This is a genomic window from Fundidesulfovibrio soli (genome assembly GCF_022808695.1).
Lineage (GTDB): Bacteria > Desulfobacterota > Desulfovibrionia > Desulfovibrionales > Desulfovibrionaceae > Fundidesulfovibrio > Fundidesulfovibrio soli.
The window spans coordinates 24,690-50,403 of the sequence record NZ_JAKZKW010000021.1 but is presented as its reverse complement, the minus strand read 5'-3'; the positions used below and the strand labels follow the sequence as shown (position 1 = coordinate 50,403).

Annotated in this window: 16 protein-coding genes and 1 pseudogene; 5 read left to right on the top strand and 12 right to left on the bottom strand. The window is 66.2% G+C overall.

Annotated features, from left to right (window positions below; all coding sequences use genetic code 11):
* Positions 1-3: 3 nt before the first annotated feature.
* Positions 4-2,631, top strand: coding sequence for a PEP/pyruvate-binding domain-containing protein (locus MLE18_RS15040; RefSeq protein WP_243439622.1), 2,628 nt, complete (start codon positions 4-6; stop codon positions 2,629-2,631).
* A gap of 35 nt (positions 2,632-2,666) precedes the next feature.
* On the opposite strand, the gene MLE18_RS15035 is transcribed toward MLE18_RS15040, so the two are convergent.
* The 7 genes and pseudogenes from MLE18_RS15035 to MLE18_RS15005 form a co-directional block, all read right to left on the bottom strand.
* The gene (locus MLE18_RS15035; protein WP_243439621.1) at positions 2,667-3,752 is read right to left on the bottom strand and encodes a hypothetical protein; all 1,086 of its coding nucleotides are present in this window, start codon (positions 3,750-3,752) and stop codon (positions 2,667-2,669) included.
* 126 nt (positions 3,753-3,878) lie between these two features.
* On the bottom strand, positions 3,879-5,027 hold the full coding sequence (locus MLE18_RS15030; protein ID WP_243439620.1) for an NAD(P)/FAD-dependent oxidoreductase: 1,149 nt from the start codon (positions 5,025-5,027) through the stop codon (positions 3,879-3,881).
* Between the two features lie 137 nt (positions 5,028-5,164).
* The gene (locus tag MLE18_RS15025; RefSeq protein ID WP_243439619.1) at positions 5,165-5,566 is read right to left on the bottom strand and encodes a response regulator; all 402 of its coding nucleotides are present in this window, start codon (positions 5,564-5,566) and stop codon (positions 5,165-5,167) included.
* 189 nt (positions 5,567-5,755) lie between these two features.
* Complete coding sequence (locus MLE18_RS15020; protein ID WP_243439618.1) at positions 5,756-8,992, bottom strand: EAL domain-containing protein; 3,237 nt, start codon at positions 8,990-8,992, stop codon at positions 5,756-5,758.
* Positions 8,993-9,132: 140 nt separating this feature from the next.
* A complete protein-coding gene (locus MLE18_RS15015; RefSeq protein ID WP_243439617.1) occupies positions 9,133-12,390 on the bottom strand; it encodes a PAS domain-containing sensor histidine kinase in 3,258 nt (1,085 codons plus the stop codon).
* Positions 12,391-12,634: 244 nt separating this feature from the next.
* Positions 12,635-14,305: pseudogene (locus MLE18_RS18140) on the bottom strand (sulfite exporter TauE/SafE family protein).
* Between the two features lie 105 nt (positions 14,306-14,410).
* The gene (locus tag MLE18_RS15005; protein ID WP_243312043.1) at positions 14,411-14,932 is read right to left on the bottom strand and encodes a 4Fe-4S dicluster domain-containing protein; all 522 of its coding nucleotides are present in this window, start codon (positions 14,930-14,932) and stop codon (positions 14,411-14,413) included.
* 459 nt (positions 14,933-15,391) lie between these two features.
* Between MLE18_RS15005 and MLE18_RS15000 the strand changes: the two genes are divergently transcribed.
* Together MLE18_RS15000 and MLE18_RS14995 are read left to right on the top strand one after the other, a co-directional pair.
* Complete coding sequence (locus tag MLE18_RS15000) at positions 15,392-17,476, top strand: molybdopterin-dependent oxidoreductase (protein ID WP_243439616.1); 2,085 nt, start codon at positions 15,392-15,394, stop codon at positions 17,474-17,476.
* A gap of 121 nt (positions 17,477-17,597) precedes the next feature.
* A complete protein-coding gene (locus tag MLE18_RS14995; protein ID WP_243439615.1) occupies positions 17,598-18,050 on the top strand; it encodes a DsrE/DsrF/DrsH-like family protein in 453 nt (150 codons plus the stop codon).
* A gap of 72 nt (positions 18,051-18,122) precedes the next feature.
* On the opposite strand, the gene MLE18_RS14990 is transcribed toward MLE18_RS14995, so the two are convergent.
* Both MLE18_RS14990 and MLE18_RS14985 read right to left on the bottom strand, forming a co-directional pair.
* On the bottom strand, positions 18,123-18,698 hold the full coding sequence (locus tag MLE18_RS14990; protein ID WP_243439614.1) for a flavin reductase family protein: 576 nt from the start codon (positions 18,696-18,698) through the stop codon (positions 18,123-18,125).
* Positions 18,699-18,894: 196 nt separating this feature from the next.
* Positions 18,895-19,761: an NAD(P)-dependent oxidoreductase gene (locus MLE18_RS14985; RefSeq protein WP_243439613.1), complete on the bottom strand. Its 867-nt coding sequence runs from the start codon at positions 19,759-19,761 to the stop codon at positions 18,895-18,897.
* 72 nt (positions 19,762-19,833) lie between these two features.
* Here MLE18_RS14985 and MLE18_RS14980 point away from each other — a divergent pair, with 72 nt between their 5' ends.
* A complete protein-coding gene (locus MLE18_RS14980) occupies positions 19,834-21,009 on the top strand; it encodes a DNA polymerase IV (RefSeq protein WP_272881694.1) in 1,176 nt (391 codons plus the stop codon).
* On the opposite strand, the gene MLE18_RS14975 is transcribed toward MLE18_RS14980, so the two are convergent.
* From MLE18_RS14975 to hgcA, 3 genes are read right to left on the bottom strand one after another with little or no spacing between them, the layout of a single operon-like run.
* The gene (locus tag MLE18_RS14975) at positions 21,003-23,276 is read right to left on the bottom strand and encodes a transglycosylase SLT domain-containing protein (protein ID WP_243439611.1); all 2,274 of its coding nucleotides are present in this window, start codon (positions 23,274-23,276) and stop codon (positions 21,003-21,005) included. The genes MLE18_RS14980 and MLE18_RS14975 overlap by 7 nt on opposite strands.
* A gap of 52 nt (positions 23,277-23,328) precedes the next feature.
* Positions 23,329-23,634 carry a mercury methylation ferredoxin HgcB gene (gene hgcB / locus MLE18_RS14970; protein ID WP_243439610.1) on the bottom strand — a complete coding sequence of 102 codons (306 nt, stop codon included), beginning with the start codon at positions 23,632-23,634 and terminating at the stop codon, positions 23,329-23,331.
* Complete coding sequence (gene hgcA / locus MLE18_RS14965; protein WP_264175407.1) at positions 23,634-24,863, bottom strand: mercury methylation corrinoid protein HgcA; 1,230 nt, start codon at positions 24,861-24,863, stop codon at positions 23,634-23,636. Before hgcA ends, hgcB begins: the two co-directional genes overlap by 1 nt.
* Positions 24,864-24,908: 45 nt before the next feature.
* On the opposite strand from hgcA, the gene MLE18_RS14960 reads away from it, so the two are divergent.
* Complete coding sequence (locus MLE18_RS14960; RefSeq protein ID WP_243439608.1) at positions 24,909-25,673, top strand: hypothetical protein; 765 nt, start codon at positions 24,909-24,911, stop codon at positions 25,671-25,673.
* Positions 25,674-25,714: the final 41 nt, after the last annotated feature.

The following is a 25,714-nucleotide window of genomic DNA, read 5'->3' as shown; positions in this document are numbered from 1 at the left end:
CACGTGTTCACTCGCCTGAAGGCCCTTTTCTCCGATATCTTCGGCCAGGAGACGCACCAGCGCCTCGGGGACGAAGAGATTCTGGCCGAGTTCAAGAAGCGCTACCATAATTTCCGCCTGCTGCTCACGGCGAACAAGAAGACCCTGGCCATCATGTCCGAGATGGAGCAGGCCCTGCGCGGCCAGTTCGTGTTCGGCATGTCCTTCGTGCGCTCCCAGGCCACGGCGGCCTCGGTGAACGTGTTCCGCATCGTCAAGCACCTCTCCGAGATCGCCCCGGGCAAGTACGACGCCCTGTTCGAGCGCCTGAAGGACATCCAGGCCCAGATCACCGCCATCCTCGCCCGCCAGCCCCAGACCGTGGCCACCGAGCTGCTGCTGCCGCTGGAGAAGGTGGGCCGCGAAATGTCGGACCAGGTGGGCTCCAAGATGGCCAACCTGGGCGACATCATGACCCGCCTGGGCCTGCCCGTGCCCGCCGGGTTCGCCATCACCTCGCTGGCCTACACCCGCTTCATGGAGGACTCGGGCCTCCGGGACGAGATCAACCGCCTGATCCAGGCCGTGGGCGCCGACGACCACAGCACGCTCCTGCCCCTGTGCTCCCAGATCCAGCAGATGATCGTCTCCGCCGAGCTGCCAGCGGACGTGGCCGAGGCCATCCTCGTTGGCTACAGCGAGCTGGAGGCCAAGACCTACCCCGGGGTGCGCGTGTCCCTGCGTTCCAGCGCCTTGGGCGAGGACGCCCTGGGCCAGTCCTTCGCGGGGCAGTTCCGCAGCGTGCTCAACGTGGCCCCTGAAGAGATGCTCATCACCTACAAGGAGATCGTGGCCAGCAAGTACAGCCCCCAGGCCGTGACCTACCGCCTGGCCAAGGGCATCCCGGACCAGGACGTGGCCATGTGCGTGGGCTGCATGGCCATGGTCCACGCGCGCAGCGGAGGCGTGGCCTACTCCCGCAACCCCCTGGCCATCCGCGACGACGAGGTCTTCATCCACTCGGCCTGGGGCCTGGCCAAGACCGTGGTGGACGGGGCCGTCTCCTCCGACCTGTTCGTGGCCAAGCGCGGCGACCCGCCCAGGCTGGTCACCAGCCAGATCTCCCACAAGGACCGCATCTTCTTCTGCGACCCGCGCGCCGGCGTCTGCCGCCAGGAGGAAGGCGGCGCCCTGGCCGAGGAGCCCAGCCTCACCGACGAGGAGGCCCTGCGCCTGGCCAGCATCGCCATCCGCCTGGACGAGACCTACGGCGAGCCCCTGGACATCGAGTGGGCCATGGATGAGGCCCGCGAGATTTTCCTGCTGCAGTGCAGGCCGCTGCGCCAGATGGAAGCCAGCGGCGTGGCGCGGCCCGAGGGCCAGTTCGGCAAGCCGCTGCTCGCTGGGGGCGTCACCGGCAGCCCGGGCGTGGCCGCCGGGCCCATCCACCGCGTCAGCCGCGACCTGGACATGCTCACCTTCCCGCCCGGGGGGGTGCTGCTCTCCGCCGAGGCGGCCCCGCGCTGGGCCACGCTCCTGGGCAAGGCCTCGGCCGTGATCACCGAGCGCGGCAGCTCCGCCGGGCATCTGGCCAACGTGGCCCGCGAGTTCGGCGTGCCCGCGCTGATGGGCCTGGAAGGGGCCGTGGCCGCACTCTCGGGCAAGGGGGAGGTCACCGTGGACGCCGACGGCCTGGCCATCTACGCCGGGCGGGTGGAAGGGCTCCTGGCCCTGGCCCGGCCAGCCGAAGTGGACGCCGCTGCGCACTCCCCCATGCACGCCATCCTGCGCGACGTGCTGGACGTGATCGCCCCGCTCAACCTGCTGGACCCCAGCGCCCCGGAATTCGCCCCGGAACACTGCCGCACCCTGCACGACATCACCCGCTTCTGCCACGAGAAGTCCGTCACGGAGATGTTCCGCTTCGGGCAGGACTTCCACTTCTCAAAGCGGGCCTCCAAGCAGCTCAAGTACCGCGTGCCCATGAAGTGGTTCTTCGTGAACCTGGACGACGGCTTCACCCACGACATCAAGGGCAAGTACGTCACCATGGAGGAGATCGCCTGCGAGCCCGTGCACTCCCTGTGGGACGGCTTCATCGCCATCCCCTGGCAGGGGCCGCCCCCGGTGGACGGCAAGGGCCTGCTGCACATCGTGGCGCACTCCACCGTGAACACCAACGTGGCCCAGGTGGGCGACGAGTACGCCCAGGGCAACTACTTCATGATCTCGAAGCACTACATGTGTCTGAGCTCGCGCTTCGGCTACCACTTCTGCACCGTGGAGGCCCTGGTGGACGACCGCGAGAACGAGAACTACGTGAGCTTCCAGTTCAAGGGCGGCGCGGCCGAGACCCAGCGCCGCACCCGGCGGGCGCGCTTCATCGGCGACCTGCTGGAGGAGTACAACTTCCGGGTGGAGCTGCAGGGCGACGAGATGCGGGCCATCTACGCCAAGGGGCCAAAAGATTTGATGCTCGATCGGCTGCGCCTGATCGGCTACCTGCTGATGCACACCCGCCAGATGGACATGGTGATGACCAACGAGACCCTGGTGGCCCAGTACCGGCGCAAGTTCACGGAAGATATCGACGGCCTGCTGCGCGAGGCCGGAGAGAAGCACATGCGGGAGGTGATGCGGGAGGAGGCGTAAGGGGGAGTGTTACGCGACGCGCCTACCTTCTTGCATCATTTATGATTTTTGTTTGCTTGGGTTATCAACTTTACCAAAGAATCAATTCCATCAAGAGTGCTCGGAATTTTTTCTTGGTTTGTGACAATTGGGCTAAATATTATGGTGTCAAATTTCTCAAATGCAGTAGTATCTTTATCTTTTTTGAATTCGGCGTGCTCCTCAATAAACTTACAAAGCGCCTTTCTCAATCGCAACTGAGCAATTTGCCCCACACTCGAATTATATTGATGCAATATTACTCGAAAATAATAAATCATCAGACCTTCGACAAACAAAAGCGGCGCAATTCTTGTCACATAAAATTTTATTATCTGCGCGTTGGTTGCCTCGTCTGGAATGTTGAAAATCTGCATCAGAAAACTTGAAGACCCGAGGATTGCACTAGGTATAACAGCCAGCAGCAATCCTAAAAATATTAGCCCAGCCAGCTGAATATTCTTGTCAGCTTTCACCTTTATTAGCATCTCTTGGAATGCAAACGTCAGCCCTGCTAAGTTGTATGTACTTGCTATTTTATTCGCCTCTTCCTTCAAGTTTTCAAGCCGCGATAACCATTGCTCAACCTCTTTCTTTTTAGCGATAAAATCATTATCAAGCACCTGTTTCTTTACCGCAAACCATTCGTCTGAACTACTTGCAATATTTTGATACTCTTGCTCCAATAAATGCGTATCAAAACAATCATAACACTCCAGATACACTTTATTCTTTTCATCCTCACTAAGCATTTCAGAATTTTTAACATTTAAGCAAGCATAGTATAGCAAAACGCGCACATATGGATCACCTGCTTCTCCAGTTCTTGCCATGCATTCCTTACACATTAGTGCAACATCAAACAGGACCCGAGAAATTTTCCCACGTGAGGCATCGTCTAACCTTGCATCCACAATGGAAGCGAATCTATTTGTCATAAACTTTGGACAGGACACTTTTCCACTATGAAACGGATTTGTGGCCAAATAGTTCAGCGCGCCAACTATCAAATTGGCTTTAGTCGCCAGTTCGCTAGAAAGGGGTAATCCACCAATATTCTGCACAAATCTTTCTACTTTCGCTCTGTCTTCGCTATCAAGCATGCCGCAACCCCTTAACAAACCCAAGGACAAATACAAAACACACATGTGGCTGACGTCCGCGCCTTCGTCCAATCACACGACAACGTCTATTTATATATCAATATATAACAAATTCAAGATAAAATTTTACTCCTCCTCCAACTCCCCGCTGACCTGAAACCGCTTCATGAAGGCGCGGTCGATCCTGTCCTTGAGCCAGAAGGCCGTCTGGCCTTCGTAGGTCAGGAAGCCCTTGTGCAGGATGCCCCGGCCGCCGCCGCAGTTGAGTATCAGCAGGTATCCGCCCCCCGTGTTGGTGAACGGCTCCAGCTTGTCCCCATTCAGGGAGGCCAGCAGGTTGTGGTGCAGCACCGGGTTCTGGCGCACCGGGTAGACCCCCACCTTCTCCAGCTCGCCGGGCGCGAAGCTGATGCAGTCGCCCCCGCCCAGGATGTTGGGGTGGCTCACGCTGCGCAGGTATTCGTCCACCAGGATGCCGCCCTTGGGGCCGGTGGCCACGCCGAAGCGTGAGAGGTCCGGCTGCGGGGAGACGCCGTAGGCCAGGAAGGCCACGTCCCAGGGCACGTGCAGGTCTCCGCTGAGGTAGGCCACGCCGTCGCCCAGGCGCGAAGCGGTGTGCCCGTCGAAGATCTTGATGCCCCGGCGCGCCAGGGAGCGATAGGCCAGGCTGCGCACCTTCTCGGGGAAGCGGGGCAGCAGGCCCCGCCCGGGTACAACCGCCACGTCCGGGTCGGCTTCGGAGGTCGCTGAGCAGCCGCAGCGGATGAGTTCGCAGGCGTTGCCCGCCAGCTCCACCCCGGCCGGGCCGCCGCCGATGACCAGCACCTTGGGGGAGCGCCCCGTGGCCAGCACCTCTTCAAGCCTGAGCTTGGCGCGCAGCAGGTTCTCGATGGGCTTCACCGGGAACACGCCGGGGTGCCCGCCGATGCCCGCCATCTTGGCCGGCGGCAGGGAGCCGGTGTTGAAGGAGCAGACGTCGTAGCCCAAGGCCATGCCGTTCTCCAGGTGAACCACGCCCTCCCGCGGGTCGATGGAGGTCATCCTGCTGCGGATGAAGGTGCCCCCGCCGCGCTCGGCCATTGCCCGCACGTTGAAGCGGCACTCGGCGGGCCTGTAGAAGCCGGAGAGCATCCCCGGGCCCATGCCGGAATAGTAGTGGTAGTCGGCGGGCGTCACCAGCGTGACGTGGTGCCCGGCCTCCTGGTAGACGCGCAGGTTGGCCAGCACGGTCAGGTGGGCGTGCCCGCCGCCCACGAGGAGGAGATTTTTGCCCATGCTCCCTACATGCTGCAAAGCAAGCCCGAAGGCAAGCGCGGGCATGGCCCGGCGCGCGAGCGCATAAAAACGGAAGCCCCCGGCCTGTCACGGCTCGGGGGCTTGAAAAGGGAGGCCGCTGGCCGCCCGGCCAGGGCTCACTCGCTGATGAGGCCCAGGCGGCGCAGTTCCGCCAGGAGGGCTTTCTCCTCGATGGGTTTTTGCAGGAAGGCGGTGGCGTCGCCCAGGAACATGGCGTTGTGCGTATCCTCGGCGTCCTCGAGGACGGAGGTGATGATGATGCGCGCCCTGCGGGCATCATCGACGCCGAAGTCGCGCTCCATGTCGCGGATCTCGCGCATGGCCGTGGCCCCGTCGATCTCGGGCATGCGCAGGTCCATGCAGACGAGTTCGTAGGGTTTTTTCTCCTTGAGGGCCCGCTGGAAGGCCATCACGGCTTCCTCCCCGTTCTCGGCCACGTCGCAGGCGGCGTAGGGGTGGAGAATGTACTCCAGGAAGCTCCTGCTGTAGAAATCATCATCGACGATGAGTACGCGCATCAGCGACCCCAGTTTTGACGGTGTGCAATTTCAAGCGGATGCGTATCATTTATATTCGCCGCGCGGTCTATGTCAAGGCTGGTGGAACGAGGCCCTGCCGGAGCCATTTTGCGGCCCGGCTGGCGAATCCACCAATACTGAAAGCATGCAGGCCGCCCCGAACGGTCTCTTCAATCCCTCTGGTGCGGCTCAAGGCAGCAGGCGCGTCCGCAACAGTTTCTCCGCCTCCTCGCTTGGGAGCGGCTTGGAGAACAGGAAGCCCTGGCCGTACTGGCAGCTCAGGCCGTGCAGGTCGTCAAGCTGGCCGTGCTGCTCCACGCCTTCGGCAACCACCTCCAGCCCAAGGTTGTGGGCCAGATGCACGATGGCCCCCACGATCTCCAGGTTTTCGCTCCCGTCGCCCATCTTGCCCACGAAGCTGCGGTCGATCTTGAGGCTGTCCAGGGGGAAGCGGTGCAGGTAGGCCAGAGAGGAATACCCCGTGCCGAAATCGTCGATGCTGATCTTGACGCCCAAGCCCTTGAGCAGGGTGAGCATGCGCACGGTGAACTCGGCGTTCTCCATGGCCCTGCTCTCGGTGATTTCGAGCCGCAAGGACTCGGGGGGGATGCCCGTATCCTCCAGGACGCTGCGGATCTCGCCCACGAGCTCCAGGTTCAGGAACTGCTTTGCGGAGATGTTCACGCTCATGGAGAGTGGCGGCTGCATGCGCTTGAGGTTCTGCCACTTGGCCAGCTGCTCGCAGGCAGTGCGCAGCACCCAGCTGCCGACGGACACGATGAGCCCCGTCTCCTCGGCCACGGGGATGAAGTCCGCGGGGGGGATCAGCCCCCTGGTGGGGTGCTGCCAGCGCACCAGGGCCTCGAAGCCCTGCACGTCGCCGTCGGGGATGCCCACGATGGGCTGGTAGTGCAGGCGAAGCTCCCCCCGCTCCACGGCGGCGCGCAGGTCCGTCTCCAGTTGGAGCAGGGAGGTGGCGGCCTGGTGCATGGTGGAGTCGAATATCTCGTAGCGGGCCTTGCCCAGGGCCTTGGCCCGGTACATGGCGATGTCCGCGTCGCGCACGACGTATTCGGGCTTGTCGTAGGTCCAGGTTTTGAGCACCACGCCGATGCTGGCGGAGGTGAACACCTTGCGCCCCTGCACGTAGATGGGCTTGGAGAGCTCGTACTGCAGCCGGGAGAGGATGTGCGTGGCGTCCAGGGTGCCGGAGATGTCGTCCACCAGGATGGCGAACTCGTCGCCGCCGAAGCGGGCCACCGTGTCCAGGGGTCTGAGCGCAGCCTTGATCCTGCAGGCCACCTCCACAAGGAGCTGGTCGCCGGCCTGATGGCCCAGGCTGTCGTTGATGACCTTGAAGCGGTCCAGGTCCAGGAAGAACACGGCGAAGCGATAGCTGTACTTGCGGCGCGTGCGGTGGATGGCCCATTCCAGGCGGTCCATGAAAAGCACCCGGTTGGGCAGCCCGGTCAGGGCGTCATGGAAGGCCTGGTGGCGCAATTGGGACTCGGCTGCCTTGCGCGCGGTGACGTCCTGGACGAGGCCCTCGTAACAGGCCACGGCCCCGTTATCGCCAAGCACGCTCCAGGTGCTCTCCGAGAGCCAGACCTCCACCCCGTCCTTGCGGCGGACCTGCCTCTCGAAGCTCGTCACATGCCCCTCGGAACCGAGGCGGCGCACGAACTCAACGCGCTGGGCCGGATTGACGAAGAAGCTGTCCTCAAGGTGGGGCTGGACCGCGAGCAGCTCCTCCGGGCTGTCGTAGCCCAGAATGCGCGCCAGTGCCGGGTTGCACGCCAGCAGCATGCCGTTCGGCGCCGCCTGGTAGATGCCCTCGACCGAATTCTCGAAGATGGAGCGGTACTTGGACTCGGCCCGGCGCAGCTTCTCCTCGGCCTGCTTGCGCTTGGTGATGTCCACCACTGTGCCTTCATAAAGCCGCACCCTGCCGAACTCGTCGCGCACGGCCCGAGCCTGTTCGCTGATCCAGATGACTTGCCCGTCGCGGGTGAAGGCCCTGGATTCGAACCCCTGCACCCGGCCGTCCTCGGCCAAGGCGTCCTGGAATTCCCCTCCCCTGCCCTTCATAACGTAGAGCGCGCCTTCGTGGAGGCTGTTCATGAGCTCCTGCGGCGATGGGTATCCGAATATCTTGGCCAGGGCCGGATTGGCCGCGACGAAGCGCCCATCCGTACTGCGCTGGAAAATGCCCTCCTGCGCGTTTTCGAAAATGGCCCGGTACTTCTCCTCGGCCTGGCGCAAACGCTCCTCGGCCGATTTCCGGGCTGTAACATTCTCCACCGTACCCTCCACCAGCATTTCGCTCCCGTCCTGGCCAGCCACCAGGCGAGCGCTCACAGCCACCCAGATCAGTTTGCCGTCTCGCCGGTGGGAACGCATGACGAACCCCGGCGCATGACCCCACCGGGCCAGCATCTCAACGAGCTGCGCACTGCCATCGCAGTCGGCCAGCACTCCGGAGTAGGGTCCCCGGTCGCGCAGAAGCTCCTGCGGCGAGTCGAACCCGAAGATATCCGCCATGGCCTGGTTGGCCATGATCATCCGCAAGCTCGGGGTGGCCCTGAAAATTCCCATGACCGCGTTCTCGAAAATGCCCCGGTAGCGCCGCTCGGCGAGCACCAGCGCGTCTTCGGCATGTTTGCGGTCCGTGATGTCGTTGTAAACCCAGAACATCCCGGCGCTGCAGCCGCCGGCTTCGATGGGGAAGGCCAGCACCTGCATCTGCAGCCGGGAGCCGTCGCTGCGCATCCGCTCCGACTCGCAATGGGCCACGCCCAGCAGATGGGCCTTGCGCAGCATGTCGCGCGACTGCCCCCTGTACTCGGGGGGTACAACGACCTCGACGAGCGACCGCCCTTGCATCTCGGCCTGCGTATGGCCGAACAGCCTCTGGAAGCCCCGGTTGACCTCCAGCACCGCGCCGGAGTTGTCCGTCACGGCGATGCCCCTGGGCGAATTGGCCGAAAGCTGCTCGAACCAGCTGCGGTCCTTACGCAGAAGCTCCCGCCCTTGCGACGGGGAACAGCGGGGGGGCACGCTCCCCAGGCGGCGACGAAACGCGGCGGCCAGCCGGTGCCGGTCGGTGACCAGCACTCCCGCTGGGGAGGCCAGTCTCTCCAGTTGAACGCTCAGGGATTTGCGCTGGTCGTCCAGAACAGCCACCAACAAAGTGTAGGGGCATTGCTTGGCCAGGCGCAGCACGCTCTCGAGCATGTCCATCCCGGGGAGATCCCCGCTGCAGACGGCCACGTCCGCCTCGAAATGCTCGATCGCACGGTCCAGGGATGCGACGCTCTCGGCCAGGAAGGACTCGACGCGCAGCCCGCAACCGTTCAGCTCGTCCAATATGGACTGAGCCGCCGCGCCGTCGCCGTCGACAATCAGAAAGCGATGTGCGTCCTCCACCAGTCCCCCCATTCCACGCCCTGCCACAGGAGCGGACCGAACGTGCCCGCGGCATCCTACACAACTTGCCCACGGCGCGCCACTGCCGCCAGGGGGGCCCGGGTGTCCGGCGGACTGCAATATTTTGAAATACTTCGGGATCAGGCGGGCCGGGAAAGTTCTGCGGCGGTTTCCCCCGCCGCCTTCAGAAACGCGTCAAGCTCCGCCTCGAAATCGAGCAGGAGGGGTTCGGCCACGGGGCAGGCGGTGCCGTCATCCGCACTGGCCAGAGCTTCCTCCAGCCCGCGCGAGCTGGCGTGCAGCCGCTCACCGCCCAGGTTCGCTGAGAGCCCTTTGATGGAATGCACCAGGGCGCGGGCCTCCTGGATCCTGCCCCGTGCCACCATCCCGGCCAGCTCCGCCCCCGTCCGGGAGTACTCCCGCGCGAATCCGCCCAGGAGCCTCGCATAGAGCCCCGCATTGCCCATGAGCATTGCCAGGGCCTTGCCCCGGTTCAGAACAGCCGTGTCCACCTGGCGCGCCCCGCCGGCCAGCAGCGGGCGCAACACGGCGTACAGCGCCGATGCGCTTACCGGTTTGCACAGGTATCCGGCCATGCCCGCTTCGTCGCAGCGCCGCTGGTCCTCCGGGCTGGCCATGCCCGTGAGCGCCACCACCGGGGTGGGCCGCATCCCGGCCTTCTCCCTCTCCTTGAGGGCGCGCATCACCTCGAACCCGTCCATCCCGGGCATTACAATGTCCAGGAGCACCGCGTCGAAATGCTGTTTCCCCGCGGCCTGCAAGGCCTCCGGCCCGTTTTCCGCCTCCACCGCGGCCAGCCCGCCCTGGCGCAGCATCTCGGCTACCGCGTGACGGCTGAGTTCCTTGTCCTCTACCACCAGCACGGTGGCGCCTTCCATGCCCTTGGCCAGCCCCTTGATGTCCTGGAAGTCCCCCAGTCTGCCGGCCCCCAATTCGTGGTTTGATTCGCGGCATGTTTCCCGGTCCGTGTCCGCGGCGCCGGCCACGGGGAGTGAGAGCTGAACGGTCACGGTGGTGCCAGCGCCCGGCACGCTCTGCATGGAGAGCGTGCCGCCCATGTGCGCGGCCAGGCTGCCCGCGATGGCCAGCCCCAGGCCAGTGCCCTCGTAGCGTCTGGTCATTCCGGCGTCGGCCTGGGTGAACGGCTCCATGAGCTGCGCCGCCAGGGCAGGGTCCATACCGATGCCGGTATCCCGCACGGAACAGGCCAGGACCACGCGGCCATCCTCGGGGGCCTCGGCAACCAGGCGCAGCTCCACCTCTCCCTGTTCCGTGAACTTCAGGGCGTTGTCGGTCAGGCAGGAGAGCAGCTTCCGCAGACGCCTGGCGTCGCCCACCAGGGTCAGCTCCGCACCCGCACCGGTGATGTCCGCCTTGAACGCGAGTCCCTTGGATGCGGCTTCGGCGCCGAAGCACTCGCGCAGTTCACGCAGCACCGAGGAGGGCTCGAAGGGGTCGCTGGCCAGGATCAGTGCGCCGGACTCCATGCCGGAGTAGTCCAGAACGTCGCTGATGACCGAGAGCAGCACTCTTCCCGCTTCAAGGGACTTCTCCAGATTGGAACGCTGGCCCGGGGCCAGGGGGGTGCGCAGGGTCAGCTCGGTCAGGCCCATGATCGCGTTGAGCGGCGAGCGCAGCTCGTGGCTGACGCCGGCAAGGAAGCGGCCCTTGGCCTCGCTGGCCTCCTGGGCCTGCCGCACGGCCGTGAGCATCGGTGTGACATCGGTCATTGCGGCGACCACGCTGGCGACTCCGCCGTCGGGATCGTGCAGCGCGCTGGCGCAGAGGTTGCCCCAGAACATGGAGCCGTCGGCGCGGATGATGCGCTGCTGCACGCAGACCCGTTCGGATCTGCCCCCAAGCAGGTCGTCATGCAACGCGCGCAGGGCGGCCCTGTCCTCAGCCGGGATGAGGTCGTGATAGGTGATGCTGCGCAGCTCCGCCGGATCCATGCCGAGCATCTCCGCGCAGGCCTTGTTGGAGAGGATGAAGCGGCCGTCGGCATCCACCTCGACCAGGGCGCAGTCGAGCGTGTTGAACACGGAGTCCATGCGGGCCCTGTTCCTGCGCAGCTCGCGCAGGGCGGTCTCCCGCCGGGTGACGTCGAGCACGATGGACTGCAGCAGCGTCTTGCCTCCGCGCTGCACCGGCCCGGCATAGATGTCCACGGCCCGAATCTCGCCTGAGGCCAGGATGTGCCTGGCCTGGTGGTGACTGCTCGTGCGGGCGAGCTCCTTGAGCATGCGCCTGGTGATATCCTCCGGGGGGGTCATGCTGATGTCGGACACTTTTCTGGCCAGCAGCTCGGCACGCCCGTAGCCGTAGAAGGACTCCGCTGCGGGGTTGGCGTCCACGATCCGCAGGGTGTCCGGATCGACGAGCAGCTTCACGGCCGGGTTGTCCTCGAACATGCCCCGGGAGAACTCGGCCTCCTCCTTCAGGGCCGCCAGGGCCTTCCTGCCGGCGCGCACTTCCGAGGCCAGGCCGCGCGACACCCGCAACAGCACCTGCCTGCGCTTCTCCGCCAGGGCGCGCATACGCAGGGGCTGGAGCATGAGCAGATACAGGAGCAGACCGCTCCCCAAGGCCACGGCCAGCCCCCCAAGGACGAACCCCGTATGCCCCGCAAGGCCCGGCAGGGGGCGCGTGTCCCACATCACCAGGCGCAGGCGCTGCCCCGGGGCGGTGACATCCATGGAGACCGACAGGCCCTCGGACCCGGCGGAATGCACCCCCCCGGCCAGCGGCGTGGCCGTTTCGGGTCCGGACACGGCCTGCTCCAGGCGGAAGGTGACCCCGTCCTCCAGGGAATCGAGGCCGGATTGAGCCAGGATGTTCGCCAGCGTCTGCGCCGAGAGCGCGAGCCCCCAGGCTCCCGTGCCTGTGCCGCCCGCCACGGGGGCCAGACCCAGCATGCGCGGCGCGCCGCCGCAGAAACTGAAGGGGCCGGCCACGATTCCGTGTCCTTCGCGGGAGGCTTGTTGCGCGGCGAGGCCTAGGCGCGGGTCCCTCTGGAAATCCACGCCGATGAGGCAGTCCAGGCCGACGGGAGGCTGCACCTGGGACAGGACGCCCTCCGGCGCGAGGCCCACCGCTCCGGCGGCGGGGAACACCCCCGCTATGTGGGCCCCAAGCTCGGACAGGTGCCGCTCGACAGGCATGTTCAGGCCGGTGATGTCGGCAAGGCCCTGGGCCGCCTGGGCCAGCTGGCCAAGGGTCTTCTCCAGGGCTTGGACCCGGACGGCGCATATCCCCTGCAACGAGGACAGGGCCTTTTCGTGGTCGCTACGAAGTTGGGAATGCAGTTGCAGGCCTATGCCGGCAGCTATGGCGCAACAGAGCAGCAGGGGGGGCAGGAGGAACGTGAACTTCTTCATGCTCGCCTTTTACCGGCCAAAGCAACTGAAGCCTCCAGCCCGGCGCCTGTTTCTAGCAGCATGTGCCGGGGGCTGTAAATCACTCAAGCGAAAACAATTCCAGGGAGATGAAGATGCGGGGAAGCCCCGGATTGCACACCGGCGGCCATGCCCAGCCGGAAATAAAAACGCCCCGACAGGGCTGAGCCGGGGCGTTCGGAAGTCCCCCCGGGGCGCGATGCCCCGGGGGAGCGGTCTACGGATTCTAGAACACGCCCAGCAGGGAGAGGCCCAGGAGCGCCAGGCCCACAACCGCCACGCGCTTGACCCACAGGGGGCTGACGCGCTTGGCGATCTGCGGGGCGATGAAGCCGCCCAGGATGGCCGCCGGGAACATGATCAGGAAAAACGTGAGGTCGAAGTTGCCGAACTGGTAGTGGCGCATCGAGCTCATGAGGGTGTTGAACAGGATGGCCAGCAGGGAGCTGCCCACCACCAGGTACATGGGCAGGCCCAGCACCACGGTCATCAGCGGGACCATGAAGGGGCCGCCGCCGAAACCGAACATGGAGGCCACGATGGCCAGGATGAAGGCCCCGATGCAGCCGATGATGATGTTGACCTTGAACTCCTGGCCCCAGAATTCGACGATGATATGCATTGAAGTGCTCCTTGATCCTTGGTTGGGCTAGGCCTGCTTGCCGCTCGCGGCTTCTTCGGCGCGACGCTTGAATTCCTTCAGGATGGCCTGTTCCTTCTTGTTCTTGGCCAGGTACCCGGGCGTGGTCTGCCAGAACATCAGGGCGCCGAGGATCAGCAGAATGATGCCGAAGACGAACTTGAACTGGTCGAGCGTGATGAGCTCCGTCAGCTTAGGTCCGATGAACCCGCCCGCGGCCATGGCCAGGCCCATGATGGTGCCCAGCTTCCAGCTGATGAACTTGATCTTGGAGTAGTTGTAGATGCCCGAAGCCTGGGAGAACAGCACGGTGGGCGTCACGGTGCCGGCCACGATGGTGTGCGGCAGCGCGGGCCAGATGGAGAGCAGGATCGGGTTGAGCAGGAAGCCGCCGCCCGCGCCCATGAGCACGCCGAACACGCCGATGCCCAGGGTGAGCAGGAAGGGCCAGAACACGTTGAGGCTGGTGCCCGCGCCGGACATGTACATCACCGGGAAGCTGATGGCGTTCTCGACGGTGACCGGCTTGGACTTGAGGCTCTTGTCCGAGTAGGCGGTGATCACGTACTTGCCGGGGGCGCTGCCGTCGGCGATCTTCACCTTGCAGGTGTAGGAGCCGTCCTCTTTCACCTGCACCGTGGGGGAGAGCAGCTTGCCGGGGCTGCGGAAGCGGGCCTTCATCAGCTGCATGGAGCGGCGGCGGTTCTCCTGGGCGTCCAGGTTGGGGAGCTTGTCGCCGCGCGAGCCGATGATGGAGGCGGTCAGGCTGGTCTGATAGGCGTCGATGGCCACGGTGGCGGGCGCGTTGTAGGCGACCTCGGCCCCGAGCTCTTTCAAGGCGTCGGAGTAGGAGAACTTGCCGCCCTGGGCCTTGAATTTTTCGAAGACCTCCTTTGTGGAGGCCGGGGTGTAGATCTGGTAGAAAGCGGGAATCTTCTCGGAGAGATAGAGCTTGTAGGGGCGTACGCCTTCCTTGTTGGGCTTGTCGTCGAAGAACACGGCGCGCACGTCGGCGTCGTTCTCCACTTCAAGGTAGACGGGTTTGCCCGGCTGGGTTTTGCCGCTCACGGTGATCTCGCCGCCGTTGGACAGTGCGGTCTTGTCCACAGCGATGGTCAATTCACCCGCCGCGCCGGCCGGAGCCGCCGCGGGAGCAGCAGCCGGAGCCGCTGCCGGAGCCTGGGCCGCGGGCTGGCTGGGGGCGTTCTGCGCCTGGCCGAAGGGCACATAATACGATGCCAGCACAAGGCAGAGCATCACGGCCGAGATGATTCCGCGTTTTCTCGACATGGCGTAAACTCCTTACAATCCGTCGTGTTGTCCTAACCGTCCGGCGAAAATCCGCCCCCACCACAGGGCCGGCTACAGACCGGGTTCTTCCAGCTGATGCTTGAGCAGTTTCATGCCCCAGGAGGCGCGGATGTCGCGCGAGGCCTCGTTGGGGCGCACGAATTCGAGCGCGTGCGCGGTGCAGGCCGTGACGCAGGCCGGGTTCTTGCCCTGGTCGATCCTGTCGCGGCAGAAGTCGCACTTGATGGCCTTGCCCGTGGCTTCGTCCCATTGGGGCACGTTCCAGGGGCAGGCGATGATGCAGGCCTTGCAGCCTACGCACAGGGTGGACTGCACGTAGACGATGCCGTCCTTGTCGCGCCGGGTCATGGCGCCCGTGGGGCACGCGGAGACGCACCAGGGCTCCTCGCAGTGGAAGCAGGGCATGAACAGGCTCATGATCTTGGGCTTGCCGCCCTTTTTCACAGGGCCCACGCTGACCAACTGCCCCAGGCGCGCGCCGATGGGCACGCGGTTCTTGGCCTTGCAGTGCACTTCGCAGGCCTTGCAGCTGATGCAGCGTTTGGCGTTGGTTTTGATGTAGTACAGACTCATGTGATTCCCTCCGTGGCCGAGGTGGCCGTCCGGCGGAATGTGCCCGATAGGTTCAGGGCATGATTTCCGCCAACATCCATTGCAAATACCAATAATCGGTCACTTCCACACTTTCCATAAAAAAGAGGCGCCTTGCAACGCTTCGCCACACGACAAATCTGCAACATACATTTCGTGGTCGTAGCGCGCAGGCGTTACAAACGTTTCTCACAAGCTCGGAAGGGCAGCAACCATGTCAAGGAACCGCCCCGGTATGCTTACCCATCACACATCGCCTTGCAACTCCCATAGAGAATTTCCTTATTCGGGGCAACCTACGTTAATTTTATCTCAATCTCCATGCTGTCTTGTCATGCATTTTCGGAACTGCTACGGATCGCCCAAAGTAGATGCCAGGGAACACCGCCCGCTCCGGGCGGCTTGTGAAAGTGTCCAGGGCGAATCAGTCAGGAGGGGTCCATGTCCAAGAAGGAAGTCTTCAGCGTCTGCGGCATGTGCACTGTGCGCTGTCCGATCATGGTGGACGTCGAGGACGGTGAAATCCGCTTCATTCAAGGCAATCCTCATTCACCTCTCAAGGGCGCGCTCTGCGCCAGGGGCGCCGCTGGCCCGGCCCTGGAGGCCGACGCCGAACGGCCCCAGCACCCCATGATCCGCCAGGGTGCGCGCGGTGAAGGCAAGTGGGCCAGGGTCAGCTGGGACGAGGCCTTCGACTACATAGCCGACAAGCTCAAGGGCCTCATGGAGCAGCACGGCCCGCGCACGGTGCTCTTCTCCGACCGTGGCGGACCCTTCGTGGATCTGCACCAGGGCTTCATGCGCGCCCTCGGCTCGCCCAACTACTGCAACCACGACGTCTCCTGCGCGCGCAACGTGCAGCACGCCAGCCGCTCCGTCACGGGCCTGCCCCGCACCGAGCTGGTGCACGACTACTCCAACGCCAAGCATATCGTGCTGCAGACCCGCAACATCTTCGAGGCCATCAACGTGGCCGAGGTCAACTCCGTGCTCGACGGCATCGACAAGGGCTGTGAGCTGACCTGCATCGACATCCGAGCCACGGTCACGGCCAGCAAGGCGGACAACTTCTTCATGATCCGCCCCGGCACGGATTACGCCTTCAATCTGGCAGTCATCCACGAGCTCCTGCACAAGGGCCTCTACGACAAGGCCTATGCCGAGCTCTGGATCAAGGACCTCGACCGGTTGCGCACCTTCGTGGAGCCCTACTCCCCGGCCTGGGCCGCGCGCGAGTGCGGCGTGGAGGAGCGGGCCATCACCACACTGGTCAAGGACCTGGCCAAGGCCGCCCCGGCCGTGATCTGGCACCCCGGCTGGATGACCGCCCGCTTCAAGGACTCCTTCTACGTCAGCCGCACGGCCTACATCATCAACGCTCTGCTGGGCTCCATCGGGGCCAAGGGCGGCCTGCCCCTGGCCAGCACCCCCAAGGACGTGGGCCGCAAGGGCCTCAAGAAGCTCGTGGACCTCTTCCCCAAGCCGGAGGAGAAGCGCGCCGACGGCGTGGGCTGGCGCCTGCCCGCGCACGACGCCGGGCCGGGCCTGGTTCACAAGGCCTACGAGGCCATCGAGACCGGGGACCCCTACCCCGTCACGGCCTACATCGCCATGCGCCACGACCCGCTCATGGCCATGCCCGACCCCGACGCCATCCGCCGCATCTGGGACAAGCTGGACCTGCTGGTGAGCGTGACCTTCACCTGGTCCGACACGGCCTGGTATTCCGACGTGGTGCTGCCGCTCTCGCCCTACCTCTCGCGCGAGTCCATCATCGCGCAGAAGGGCGGGCTCAAGCCCCAGTTCTTCTACCGCCAGAGGGCCCTGCCCCCCCGCTTCGAAACCAAGGCCGACTGGGAGATTCTCTGCGGCCTGGCCGAGCGCCTGGGCATCGAGTCCTTCGCCTTCAAGTCCATCGAGGACATCTGGGCCTACCAGTTGCAGGATACGGGCGTGACCGTGGAGGACCTCTCCAAGAAGGGCTTCGTGGGCCTGGCCTCCGAGCCGCGCTACCTGGCCGTGGAGGACCTCAAGTTCACCACGCCTTCCGGCAAGATCGAGATGCGCAGCGAGAAGTGGGAGAACGCCGGTTACGATTCGCTCAAGCCCTATGAATCCCCCTCCGCCCCCGCCGGGGAGGACCAGTTCCGCATCGCCTTCGGCCGCGTGGGCACCCACACCCAGGGCCACACCGTGAACAACCCCCTGCTGGCCGAGCAGTTCCCCGAGAACGTGCTCTGGATCAACGCCGGGCGGGCCAAGGCCCTGGGCATCAAGGACGGCGACACCGTGACCGTCTCCTCCGGGAGCCACACCGGCAAGATCAAGGCCTTCGTCACCGAGTTCATCCATCCCGAGGCGGCCTTCATGGTCCACGGCTTCGGGCACGACCTGCCCGTGGAGTCCAGGGCGCGCGGGCGCGGCGTGAGCGACAACTGCCTCATGCCCGGCGGCCTCGCGGTGGAGTCCGCCCCCGGCGGCGGCCTGGCCATGCAGGAGTTCTTCATCACCGTGCGCAAGGTCTAGCCTGGCGCGTCCGGCGAGAACCGGAGGGGCACTCCCCCAAGCAGTCAAGGAGCCCCTCCCGGCCAGGCCGGGAGGGGCTTTGCTTTTTTACCGGCGCGACCGCGCCCGAAAGGAGACGATCATGGACCCGAAGTGCGAAGGCAAGATGTGCTGCACCTTCATCTGCTCCAAAGGCACGCTGGACGGGGTCTACCCCTCCCTGGTGCTGGCCCTGAACGCCCGGCGGCTGGGGCACGAGGTGAGCCTGTTCTACACCTTCATGGGCATAAACGTGGTGCGCAAGGGCTTTATGGCCAAGCTGAAGTTCTACCCGCACGGCTTCCTGGGAGCCATCCCCGGCATGCCGGACCTGGCCACCAGCATGATGGAGAAGCAGATCGAGGAGGCCAACATCCCAAGCATCGAGGAGATCTTCGAGATGGCCCAGTTGGAGGGCGTGAAAACCTACGCCTGCCGCATGACCCTGGACATGATGAAGATTCCCGAGGACGAGCTGCTGGAGGGCGTGGAGATCATGAACGCGGAGCAGTACCTGAAGCTGGCGGGAACGTGCGGGATCAACATGTTCACGTGAGATTGCAACGGCCGGGGCTGGTCCGCAGTACGGACCGGCCCCGGCCGATTTCCGGCGTAACGGCGGGTGAGCCTACTTCTTCATCAAGGCCGAGCCGATGCTGAACCCGGGCCCCAGGCGCTCGCCCAGGCCCCAGTAGTCCCGCGAGCCGGTGGCGTAGAGCACCGTGCCCATGCTGGCGATGTCGATCTTGCCCTCGACGTCCAGCACGTCCTTGTCGGCCTTCACGTCCACGATCTCGCCCACAAACTGGGTGTGCAGCCCCAATTCCACCACGTGGGCCAGCCTGCATTCCAGCACCACCGGATATTCCGCGATGTAGGGGGCGTCGATCAGGTCGCTCTTCACGGGCGTGAGCCCGGCGGCGGCGAACTTGTCCGTGTCGCGGCCGGAGGCCATGCCGAAGTAGTCGGTCTGCACCACCTGCGTCTGGCGGGGGATGTTCACGCAGAAGGCCTTGGAGGCCATGACGCAGCCGTGGGTGTAGGTGGCGGCGCGCAACGAGATGGCCACGCAGGGCGGCTTGGAGCAGCAGATGCCGCCCCAGGCGATGGTGGCACCATTAGGCTTGCCCGCGGCGTCGTAGGCCGTGACGATCCAGGCCGGGGTGGGGATGGCCAGGGTTTTGGCTCCCAGGGAAGTTTTCATGTGATTTCCTCTTTTGGGTACATGTCGGCTCACGTTCGCGGAGCTTCGCCGAGACAGGATTCCAAAGGGGCGCGCCCTGTTGGACGCCTGAGGCCTCCACCGGCAACGCCCGCCGCCGATTCAAGCGAGACCCTCCGGCGGCCAGAGGGACTTCGTCCCGCTGGACTCCCGGGACGCTTCGCGCTCCCGCGCGCCGCTAAACCATGGCCTCCAATACCTGGATCACGGCCGAGAAGTCCAGTTCGTCCAGGCCCTTGGCCTGCCCTTGGTTGAACAACTGCAGGTTGGCGTAGGCGCTGGGGGCCGGGCAGCGAAGGGTGAAGGCAGTATCCGTGACGAACTTCAAATCCTTGGCCATGTGCTTGAGCGGGAACTGCGCCAGGTAGGTCTTCTGCTTGAGGAGCGGCTCCTTGATGCGGAACAGGTCGCAGGCCAAGGGGCCGCCCAGCACCACGTCCAGCATGGTGTCCGTCTCCAGCCCTCCCGCGCGCCCGAAAGTGAGCATCTCGGCCAGCCCGCACATCATGTTGGCCAGCAGCAGGTTGACCGCCATCTTCATCATGGTGCCCTGCGGCGCGGGGCCGCAGTAGACCACCTTCTTGCCCATGCAGAGCAGCAGGGGCTCGAGCTTCTCCACCACCTCCCGCTCGCCCCCGGCAAGGATCACCAGCGTGCCCTGCTGGGCCGGAACCTTGGAGCCGGAAACCGGAGCGTCCACGAAGTCGGCCCCGCTGGCCGCGATGCGCGCGGCCATTTCCTGCGTGTAGGCGGGCGACACGGTGCTCATGTTCACCACGGTCTTGCCGGGCCCAAGCGCCGGGGCCATGCCGCCCTCACCCCAGAGCAGCGCGTCCAGGGCCTGCGGCCCGGTGACCATCAGCACCAGCACGTCGCGCGTGCGGGCCAGCTGCTCGGCGCTCCCGGCGATCTCCAGGCCCGGGACGGTCTCGGGCGCCGGGCGCGTGCGGTTGTAGACGGCCACGTCGTGCCCTGCCTTGGCTATGTTCAAGGCCATGGGCTTGCCCATGATGCCCATCCCGGCGAATCCTACGCGCAGTTTCATTTGTGCCTGCCTTGGGGTAAGGGAGTTGCGGAAGGGAGACGTCTCTTTTCTGAGCATACCAACCGGCCCCGGATGTCAAGGGAAATGGATTCCGCAAAGCGCATCCTCCATGTGGACATGGACGCCTTCTTCGCCTCGGTGGAGCAGCTGGACGACCCGTCCCTGCGCGGCAAGCCCGTCATCGTGGGCAAGGGCGACCGTGGGGTGGTCTCGGCGGCCTCCTACGAGGCGCGGGCCTACGGCGTGCGCTCGGCCATGCCCGTGGCCCAGGCCCGCAAGCTCTGCCCCCAGGGCATCTTCGTGGGCGGGCGCATGAGCCGCTACGCCGAGATATCGCGGCAGGTCATGGCCGTGCTGGGCGAGTTCTCCCCCCTGGTGGAGCAGGCCTCCGTGGATGAGGCCTACGTGGACATCACCGGCACGCGCACCCTGTTCGGCCCGCCCAGCAAGCTGGCCGAGGCCCTGCAGGCCCGCGTGCGCGAGGCAACGGGCCTCTCCTGCTCGGTGGGCGTGGCCCCGGTGAAGTTCCTGGCCAAGATCGCCTCGGACTTCCGCAAGCCCGGCGGCGTGACCATCATCGAGCCCGAGGACGTGGCCGCTTTCCTCAAGGACCTGCCCGTGGGCAAGATCCCCGGCGTGGGCGGCAAGACACTGCCCCGCCTGGCGCAGCTCGGGGTGCGCACCTGCGGCGACGTGCCGCGGTATTCCCGCGAGTTCTGGGAGGAGCACCTGGGCGAATGGGGGCGCGTGCTGCACCAGCGCGCCCAGGGGCTTGGGTCGGCGGAACTGACCCCCCACTCGGAGATGAAGTCCTCCAGCGCGGAGAACACCTTCGCCAGGGACATAAGCGACGAGGAGGAGCTGAAGCGCTGGCTGCTCAAGCAGTCCGAGCGCGTGGGGCGGGACCTGCGCAAGCACGGCCTGCAGGGCCGCACCGTGACGCTCAAGCTCAAGTTCGAGGATTTCAAGCAGATCACCCGCAGCCGCACCCTGGCCGAGCCTGTCGATTCCGACCTGGAGATCTTCCGCACCGCCTGCGAACTGTTGGACCACACCGAGCGCCGCAAGAAGATCCGGCTCATCGGGGTGGGCGTCTCCAACTTCGGGGGCGGCTCCGCCCAGCTGAGCCTCATGCCAGACGAAAACCGCGAGCGCCTCAAGCGCCTGGACAAGGCCGTGGACACCATCCGCGACCGGCACGGGCGCTCGCTCATCAAGCGCGGCAAGCTGTTCGAGGGCGATCAGTAGAGCACGCGGTACATGGCCTGGTTGCCAAGGATCCGCTTCACGTAGTCGCGCGTCTCGGTGTAGGGGATGAACTCCGTGAACAGCTCCCGGTCCAGCCCGCCGAGGAACTCCCGCCAAACCCCCACCTTCACCCGCCCGGCGTTGTAGCTGGAGAGCGTGAGCGGCAGGTTGCCGCCGTATTCGTTGTAGCGCTCCAGGAAGTAGCGCACGCCGAAGCGGATGTTCACGGCCGGGTCCTTGAGGCTCTCCGCGCCTGGGGTGCGTTCGCCATACTTGGCCGCCAGGCTGGCCGCCGTGGAGGGCAGCACCTGCATGAGCCCCACGGCCCCCGCGCCGGACACGGCCTCGGGCTCGAAGAAGCTCTCCTGGCGGATCAGGCCCCGGATGATCGCCGGGTCCACGCCGGTGCCGGCCAGCTGGGCGTTCACGATCTCGGCGTAGTTGTTGGGGTAGAAGATGTCGCGCAGGGGGCGCAGCTCCTCGGGCGTGCCCCTGGCCAGGCAGGGGCCCAGGGCGCGGCCCAGCGCGCGCACCGCGTTGCCGTGGTTGTCCAGCTCCGAGGCCAGCCGGGCGTAGCGCAGGGCCAGCGGAGCGTCCAGCGGGTTCGCGGCGTTGAGGGCCCCCAGTTCGCGCTCGGCAAGCTCCGGAAGCCGCGCGGCCAGCAGGGCGTCGGCCCGCGCGAGGCTTGGAGCCGTTCCCGGATCCTGCCGCCCGGTGGCCGGCGCGCACAGGCCCGTGTCCGCCTTCGCCTCCGGCTGCACACTCTTGAGCTCGGTCGTGTCCTCCGCCTGGTTCCCCTGCTCCGCCACGGGCCGAGCCGCGCCACCCATCGCTGTCAGCCTCTCCCGGGCCAACATGCCGTAGTAGCCGTTGGGCCAGCGCTCAAGCACCTTGGTCAGGCCCTGCCGGGCCGCATCATCCGTGCCCCTGGCGTGATCGGCGCGCGCCCGCCAGTAGACGGCTGCGGGGGCGTATTCCGAATCGGGGTATTCGGCCGCGAATGCCCCCAGCCCGCGCGCCGCGCCCTGGTAGTCGGCCAGGGCGAAGCGGATAAGCCCGGCGAGCCAGACGGCCTGCTCCCTGGCCTGGGAGCGGGCCTGGGGCGATCCTGCCGGGGCCTGGGCCTCCAGCTGCCGGGCGGCCTCCAGCGCTTCGGGGAAGCGGCCGCGCTCCAGGCGCAGCAGCAGGAGCAGCCGCCGGGAAGTCTCCATGAGCTCCCCGGAGCCGGGCAATACGGCCCCGCGCGCCAGCACGTCCCGAAGCAGCTCCTCCATGCGCGCGGCGTCGTCCGCCCCGGAAAAACGCCACATGGCCCTGGCCTGATGGTACTGGGCCCACAGCGAAAGCAGCGGGTCCGTGGCCGCGCGGGCCGCGTCCTCGTAGAACTGCACGGCGGTCGCGGTGTCGCGCCGGATGTAGGCTGACTTGGCCTCCAGGTAGAGCGCCCGCCCCGGCTGGACAGCGGGCAAAGCCAGAAGCGCGGTGATGAGCGGGCGTGCCTTGGCCGCCATGCTCTTGTTCAGCAGCAGGTCGGCCCGATGGTACATCTCGGAGGGGTCGTCGGGGTCGAAGGCGATGAGCCCCTTGGCGCGGAGCTCCCTGGCCAGCAGTTCGCCCTTCTCCGCCGAGGCGGTCCAGGGCAGGGTGCGCACCAGCTCGGACAGCGCGGCCTCGGCGGCGGCGTTGTCCCCGGCCTGAGCCGCCAGCGTGCCCAGGCGCAGCAGGGCCACGGAGCGAAGGGGATTGTCCCCGGCGTTCAGGAAACGGCGGTAACGCCCGGCTGCCTGGGGATCGATCAGGGCTTCCAGGCAGTAGCCCTGGAGCAGCAGGGCCTCCTGGCCCAGGGCGGGATCGGCGGGATCAACGGTGTCGAAGTCGGCCAGGGCGGCGCGGAAATCGCCCAGCCGGTAGCGGGCGAAGCCGCGATAGAAGCGCGCCCAGGCCGTGAGCGGCGACTGCTGCTCCGCGGCGGGGGAGAGGCTCTGGGCGGCCTCGGCCCACTGGCGTCCGGCGGCCTGGAACACTCCGATGGCGAAGGCCGTCTCCGGCGTGCGCGGCGCGGCGGCCAGGGCGGCCAGCCTCTCCTTGGCCCTGGGCAGACCCTGGGAGAGCGGGCGCGGCATGGGGAATTCCTGCGCCGGGGATGGCGCGGCATGGTTCTTCTGGGCGGCGGGCTTCTGGCCCTGGAGCTTCTGGGCCAGCGCGAAGTCGCCGCCGGAGACCGACAGGAGCGCGGCAAGCAGGGCCGCGAGCATGGCGTGCGTCATGATCCTGTTCTAGCCGCCTTCGCCCCGGCGGGCAAAACAAAACCCCTGCGGTTCAGCAGCAGGTGGAGCTTCCGTCCCCGCCGCAGTCGCAGGAGGGCGGCCCGCCGGTGATCCAGCCGTTGATGATGGCCCGGGCGCAGCCCACGCCCTGCTCCACCTCGATGGCCCCGGAGGCGCAGTTGAGCGCGCAGGCTCCGCACTCCATGCAGGCGTCCCGGTCCGCGATGCTCGCGGTTCCGCCCTCCACCACGAAGACCCCGTGCGGGCAGACCTGGGCGCACACGCCGCAGCCGCTGCAGCGGTGCGGGTCCATGCGCAGGGTCACCACCCCGGGGATGTACCTGAAGCGTCCGCCCATCAGACTCCTCCCACGCCCAGCCGCCACAGGGCCAATGCCACTGCAAGGCCCACACCCTGAAGGGGTATGGCGGCGCGCATCTCCTTCTCCACGCCCGTGGGCGAGGTGTAGGTGCTCGATCCGGTGAAATTCATGCCGTACCAGGAGGCCGCCACCGCCGCCCCCAGCCAGAGGCCCAGGCCCGCCAGCGCGTTGGGCGCGAAGGCCCACACGCCCGCGCCCGCCGCGAGCCCCGCAACGGCCCCCTTGAGGGCGAAGGAGCGCCCCGGCAGCCAGGGCAGGGCCAGTGGGCAGAGCACGTTGCCCCCCGCGAAGCCCAGCATGTAGGCCGCGAAGCCGGTCCAGAGCCCGAGCCAGGCCCGCTGGAGCGAGAAAACCCCCTGCCCGATCCCCGCCAGCGCGAGCAGCGCCAGGGCGACCCAGAGCATGGTGCGCCGCTCGTTGGCGAACTCCACCAGGCCCACCGCCACCCGGTCCAGGGCGGGGAACTCCACGCGGCGCATGGCCGGGGTGGCCTTCATACCGGCCTCCAGGAAAGCGGGGATGTCCGCCGCGCGCACCGGGCCGAACACCACCCGGAAGCCGCACAGCCGCTTGACCTCGTGCGCGGCCACGCCGGGCGCGCCCAGCTGGGGCACCACCAGCCTGCGGTGGGAGACCACCTCCGTCAACCCGCAGGCGGCCACGCGCCGTGCCAGCTCCATGGTGCCGAAGGTCTTCTTGCCCGCCGCGCACCAGACGTTCACGCCGGCAGTGTCCAGCACGAGGATCCAGGCGTTCAGGCCCGCAAGCTCCTTGCGCAGGGAGTCGAAAGTCAGCTTGTAGTTGGCGGTGACCAGCACGGGGCTCTCCGGCCCCGGCGCGCCCACGGCGTAAAGCCCGGGGGCCACGCGGTAGCGCCCGCGCCCCACGCCCAGGCGCACCAGGGCCGCGCCCACGCGGTCCGGCCGCTCAAGGCTGGTCTTGACCACGGGAACAGGCCCGACGGGCGTCTCCAGGAAGCTGGAGACGAAATGCCAGCGACGGTAGCCCGGCAGCTCGCCCTGCCCCGCGCCGTCCGTCGAGGTTGGCCCGGCGCCGCATGCCCCGGGACCGCAGGACTGGGCGTCGCTCCCGGGCGGCGCGGACAATTCCCGACCAATAGCCGAGCACGATATGGGTTCCGGCTGGACCGCCGGTTTCTTGGGCGGTCAGCAGGCCGGTTTCTTGTTCTGGAACGGATCGATCATCACCGGGCGCTTGCCTCCAGGGGCTTGTTTCTGCACAGTGGGCGCATGTCAGATTCCAGCAACGCGCAGTCCTCGCTGGACCTCGTCACCATCGCGCCCGCAGGGTACGCGGCTTACTGGCTATCCGTCAAACGCCTGGCCGACACCAAGCGCGGCCCGCAGGCCCTCTCCGACGAGCTGCAGTACGCGGCAGAGCCCTACACGCGCCTGCTCTTGGGCGCGGCGGCCTCCAACATGGACGAGGCCCTGATGGAGCGCATGGCCCGCAACAAGTCGCAGGTGCTGCTGCGCGACTACCGCCGCAAGTTCAGGGCCATGCGCCAGGCCGCCTGCGCCATCGCCTCGGGCGAGAATCCGCGCAAGACCCTGATCACGCTTTCCGGGGGGTTCGGGCTGCCCGTCTCGGAAGAGACGAGGCTCATGGAGCAGGCCCAGAACCTCATCGAGACCATGCGGGCGGGCAAGCTGGACATGGCCGTGTTCCCCGACGTCTCCCACACCACGCGCCCCGAGGAGCTGGTGCTCAAGCTGCTGGTGTTCACGCTCTGGGCCAGGCGCGACGCCAGGACGGGGCTGCAGGTCTTCCTGCCGGGCATGTCCTTCCCGTTCATGGCGGACGCGCTGCGCCTGTGCATCGACGGCCTGGAGGAGCCCTACATCCGCCGCAGGTTGGAGGCCCAGGCCCGGGACATCCTCCTGGACGCCGCCCACAAGATGCGCCTGGGGCTGGACCTGGCCCTGGCCCTCAAGGCCCGCCGCAGCTACGACGAGGTGCTGGTCCTGGCCCGCTCCCACCTGCTGGAGTTGTAGCCCCCCACCCCGCGCACTTTCTCCCAGACCCCACGCCCCTC

Excerpts from the sequence above, each read along its gene's own strand:
- MLE18_RS15035 (WP_243439621.1), bottom strand. The coding sequence starts at position 3,752 with ATGCTTGATAGCGAAGACAGAGCGAAAGTAGAAAGATTTGTGCAGAAT.
- MLE18_RS15030 (WP_243439620.1), bottom strand. The coding sequence starts at position 5,027 with ATGGGCAAAAATCTCCTCCTCGTGGGCGGCGGGCACGCCCACCTGACC.
- MLE18_RS15025 (WP_243439619.1), bottom strand. The coding sequence starts at position 5,566 with ATGCGCGTACTCATCGTCGATGATGATTTCTACAGCAGGAGCTTCCTG.
- MLE18_RS15015 (WP_243439617.1), bottom strand. The coding sequence starts at position 12,390 with ATGAAGAAGTTCACGTTCCTCCTGCCCCCCCTGCTGCTCTGTTGCGCC.
- MLE18_RS15005 (WP_243312043.1), bottom strand. The coding sequence starts at position 14,932 with ATGAGTCTGTACTACATCAAAACCAACGCCAAACGCTGCATCAGCTGC.
- MLE18_RS15000 (WP_243439616.1), top strand. The coding sequence starts at position 15,392 with ATGTCCAAGAAGGAAGTCTTCAGCGTCTGCGGCATGTGCACTGTGCGC.
- MLE18_RS14995 (WP_243439615.1), top strand. The coding sequence starts at position 17,598 with ATGGACCCGAAGTGCGAAGGCAAGATGTGCTGCACCTTCATCTGCTCC.
- MLE18_RS14990 (WP_243439614.1), bottom strand. The coding sequence starts at position 18,698 with ATGAAAACTTCCCTGGGAGCCAAAACCCTGGCCATCCCCACCCCGGCC.
- MLE18_RS14985 (WP_243439613.1), bottom strand. The coding sequence starts at position 19,761 with ATGAAACTGCGCGTAGGATTCGCCGGGATGGGCATCATGGGCAAGCCC.
- MLE18_RS14980 (WP_272881694.1), top strand. The coding sequence starts at position 19,834 with ATGTCAAGGGAAATGGATTCCGCAAAGCGCATCCTCCATGTGGACATG.
- MLE18_RS14975 (WP_243439611.1), bottom strand. The coding sequence starts at position 23,276 with ATGACGCACGCCATGCTCGCGGCCCTGCTTGCCGCGCTCCTGTCGGTC.
- hgcB (WP_243439610.1), bottom strand. The coding sequence starts at position 23,634 with ATGGGCGGACGCTTCAGGTACATCCCCGGGGTGGTGACCCTGCGCATG.
- MLE18_RS14960 (WP_243439608.1), top strand. The coding sequence starts at position 24,909 with ATGTCAGATTCCAGCAACGCGCAGTCCTCGCTGGACCTCGTCACCATC.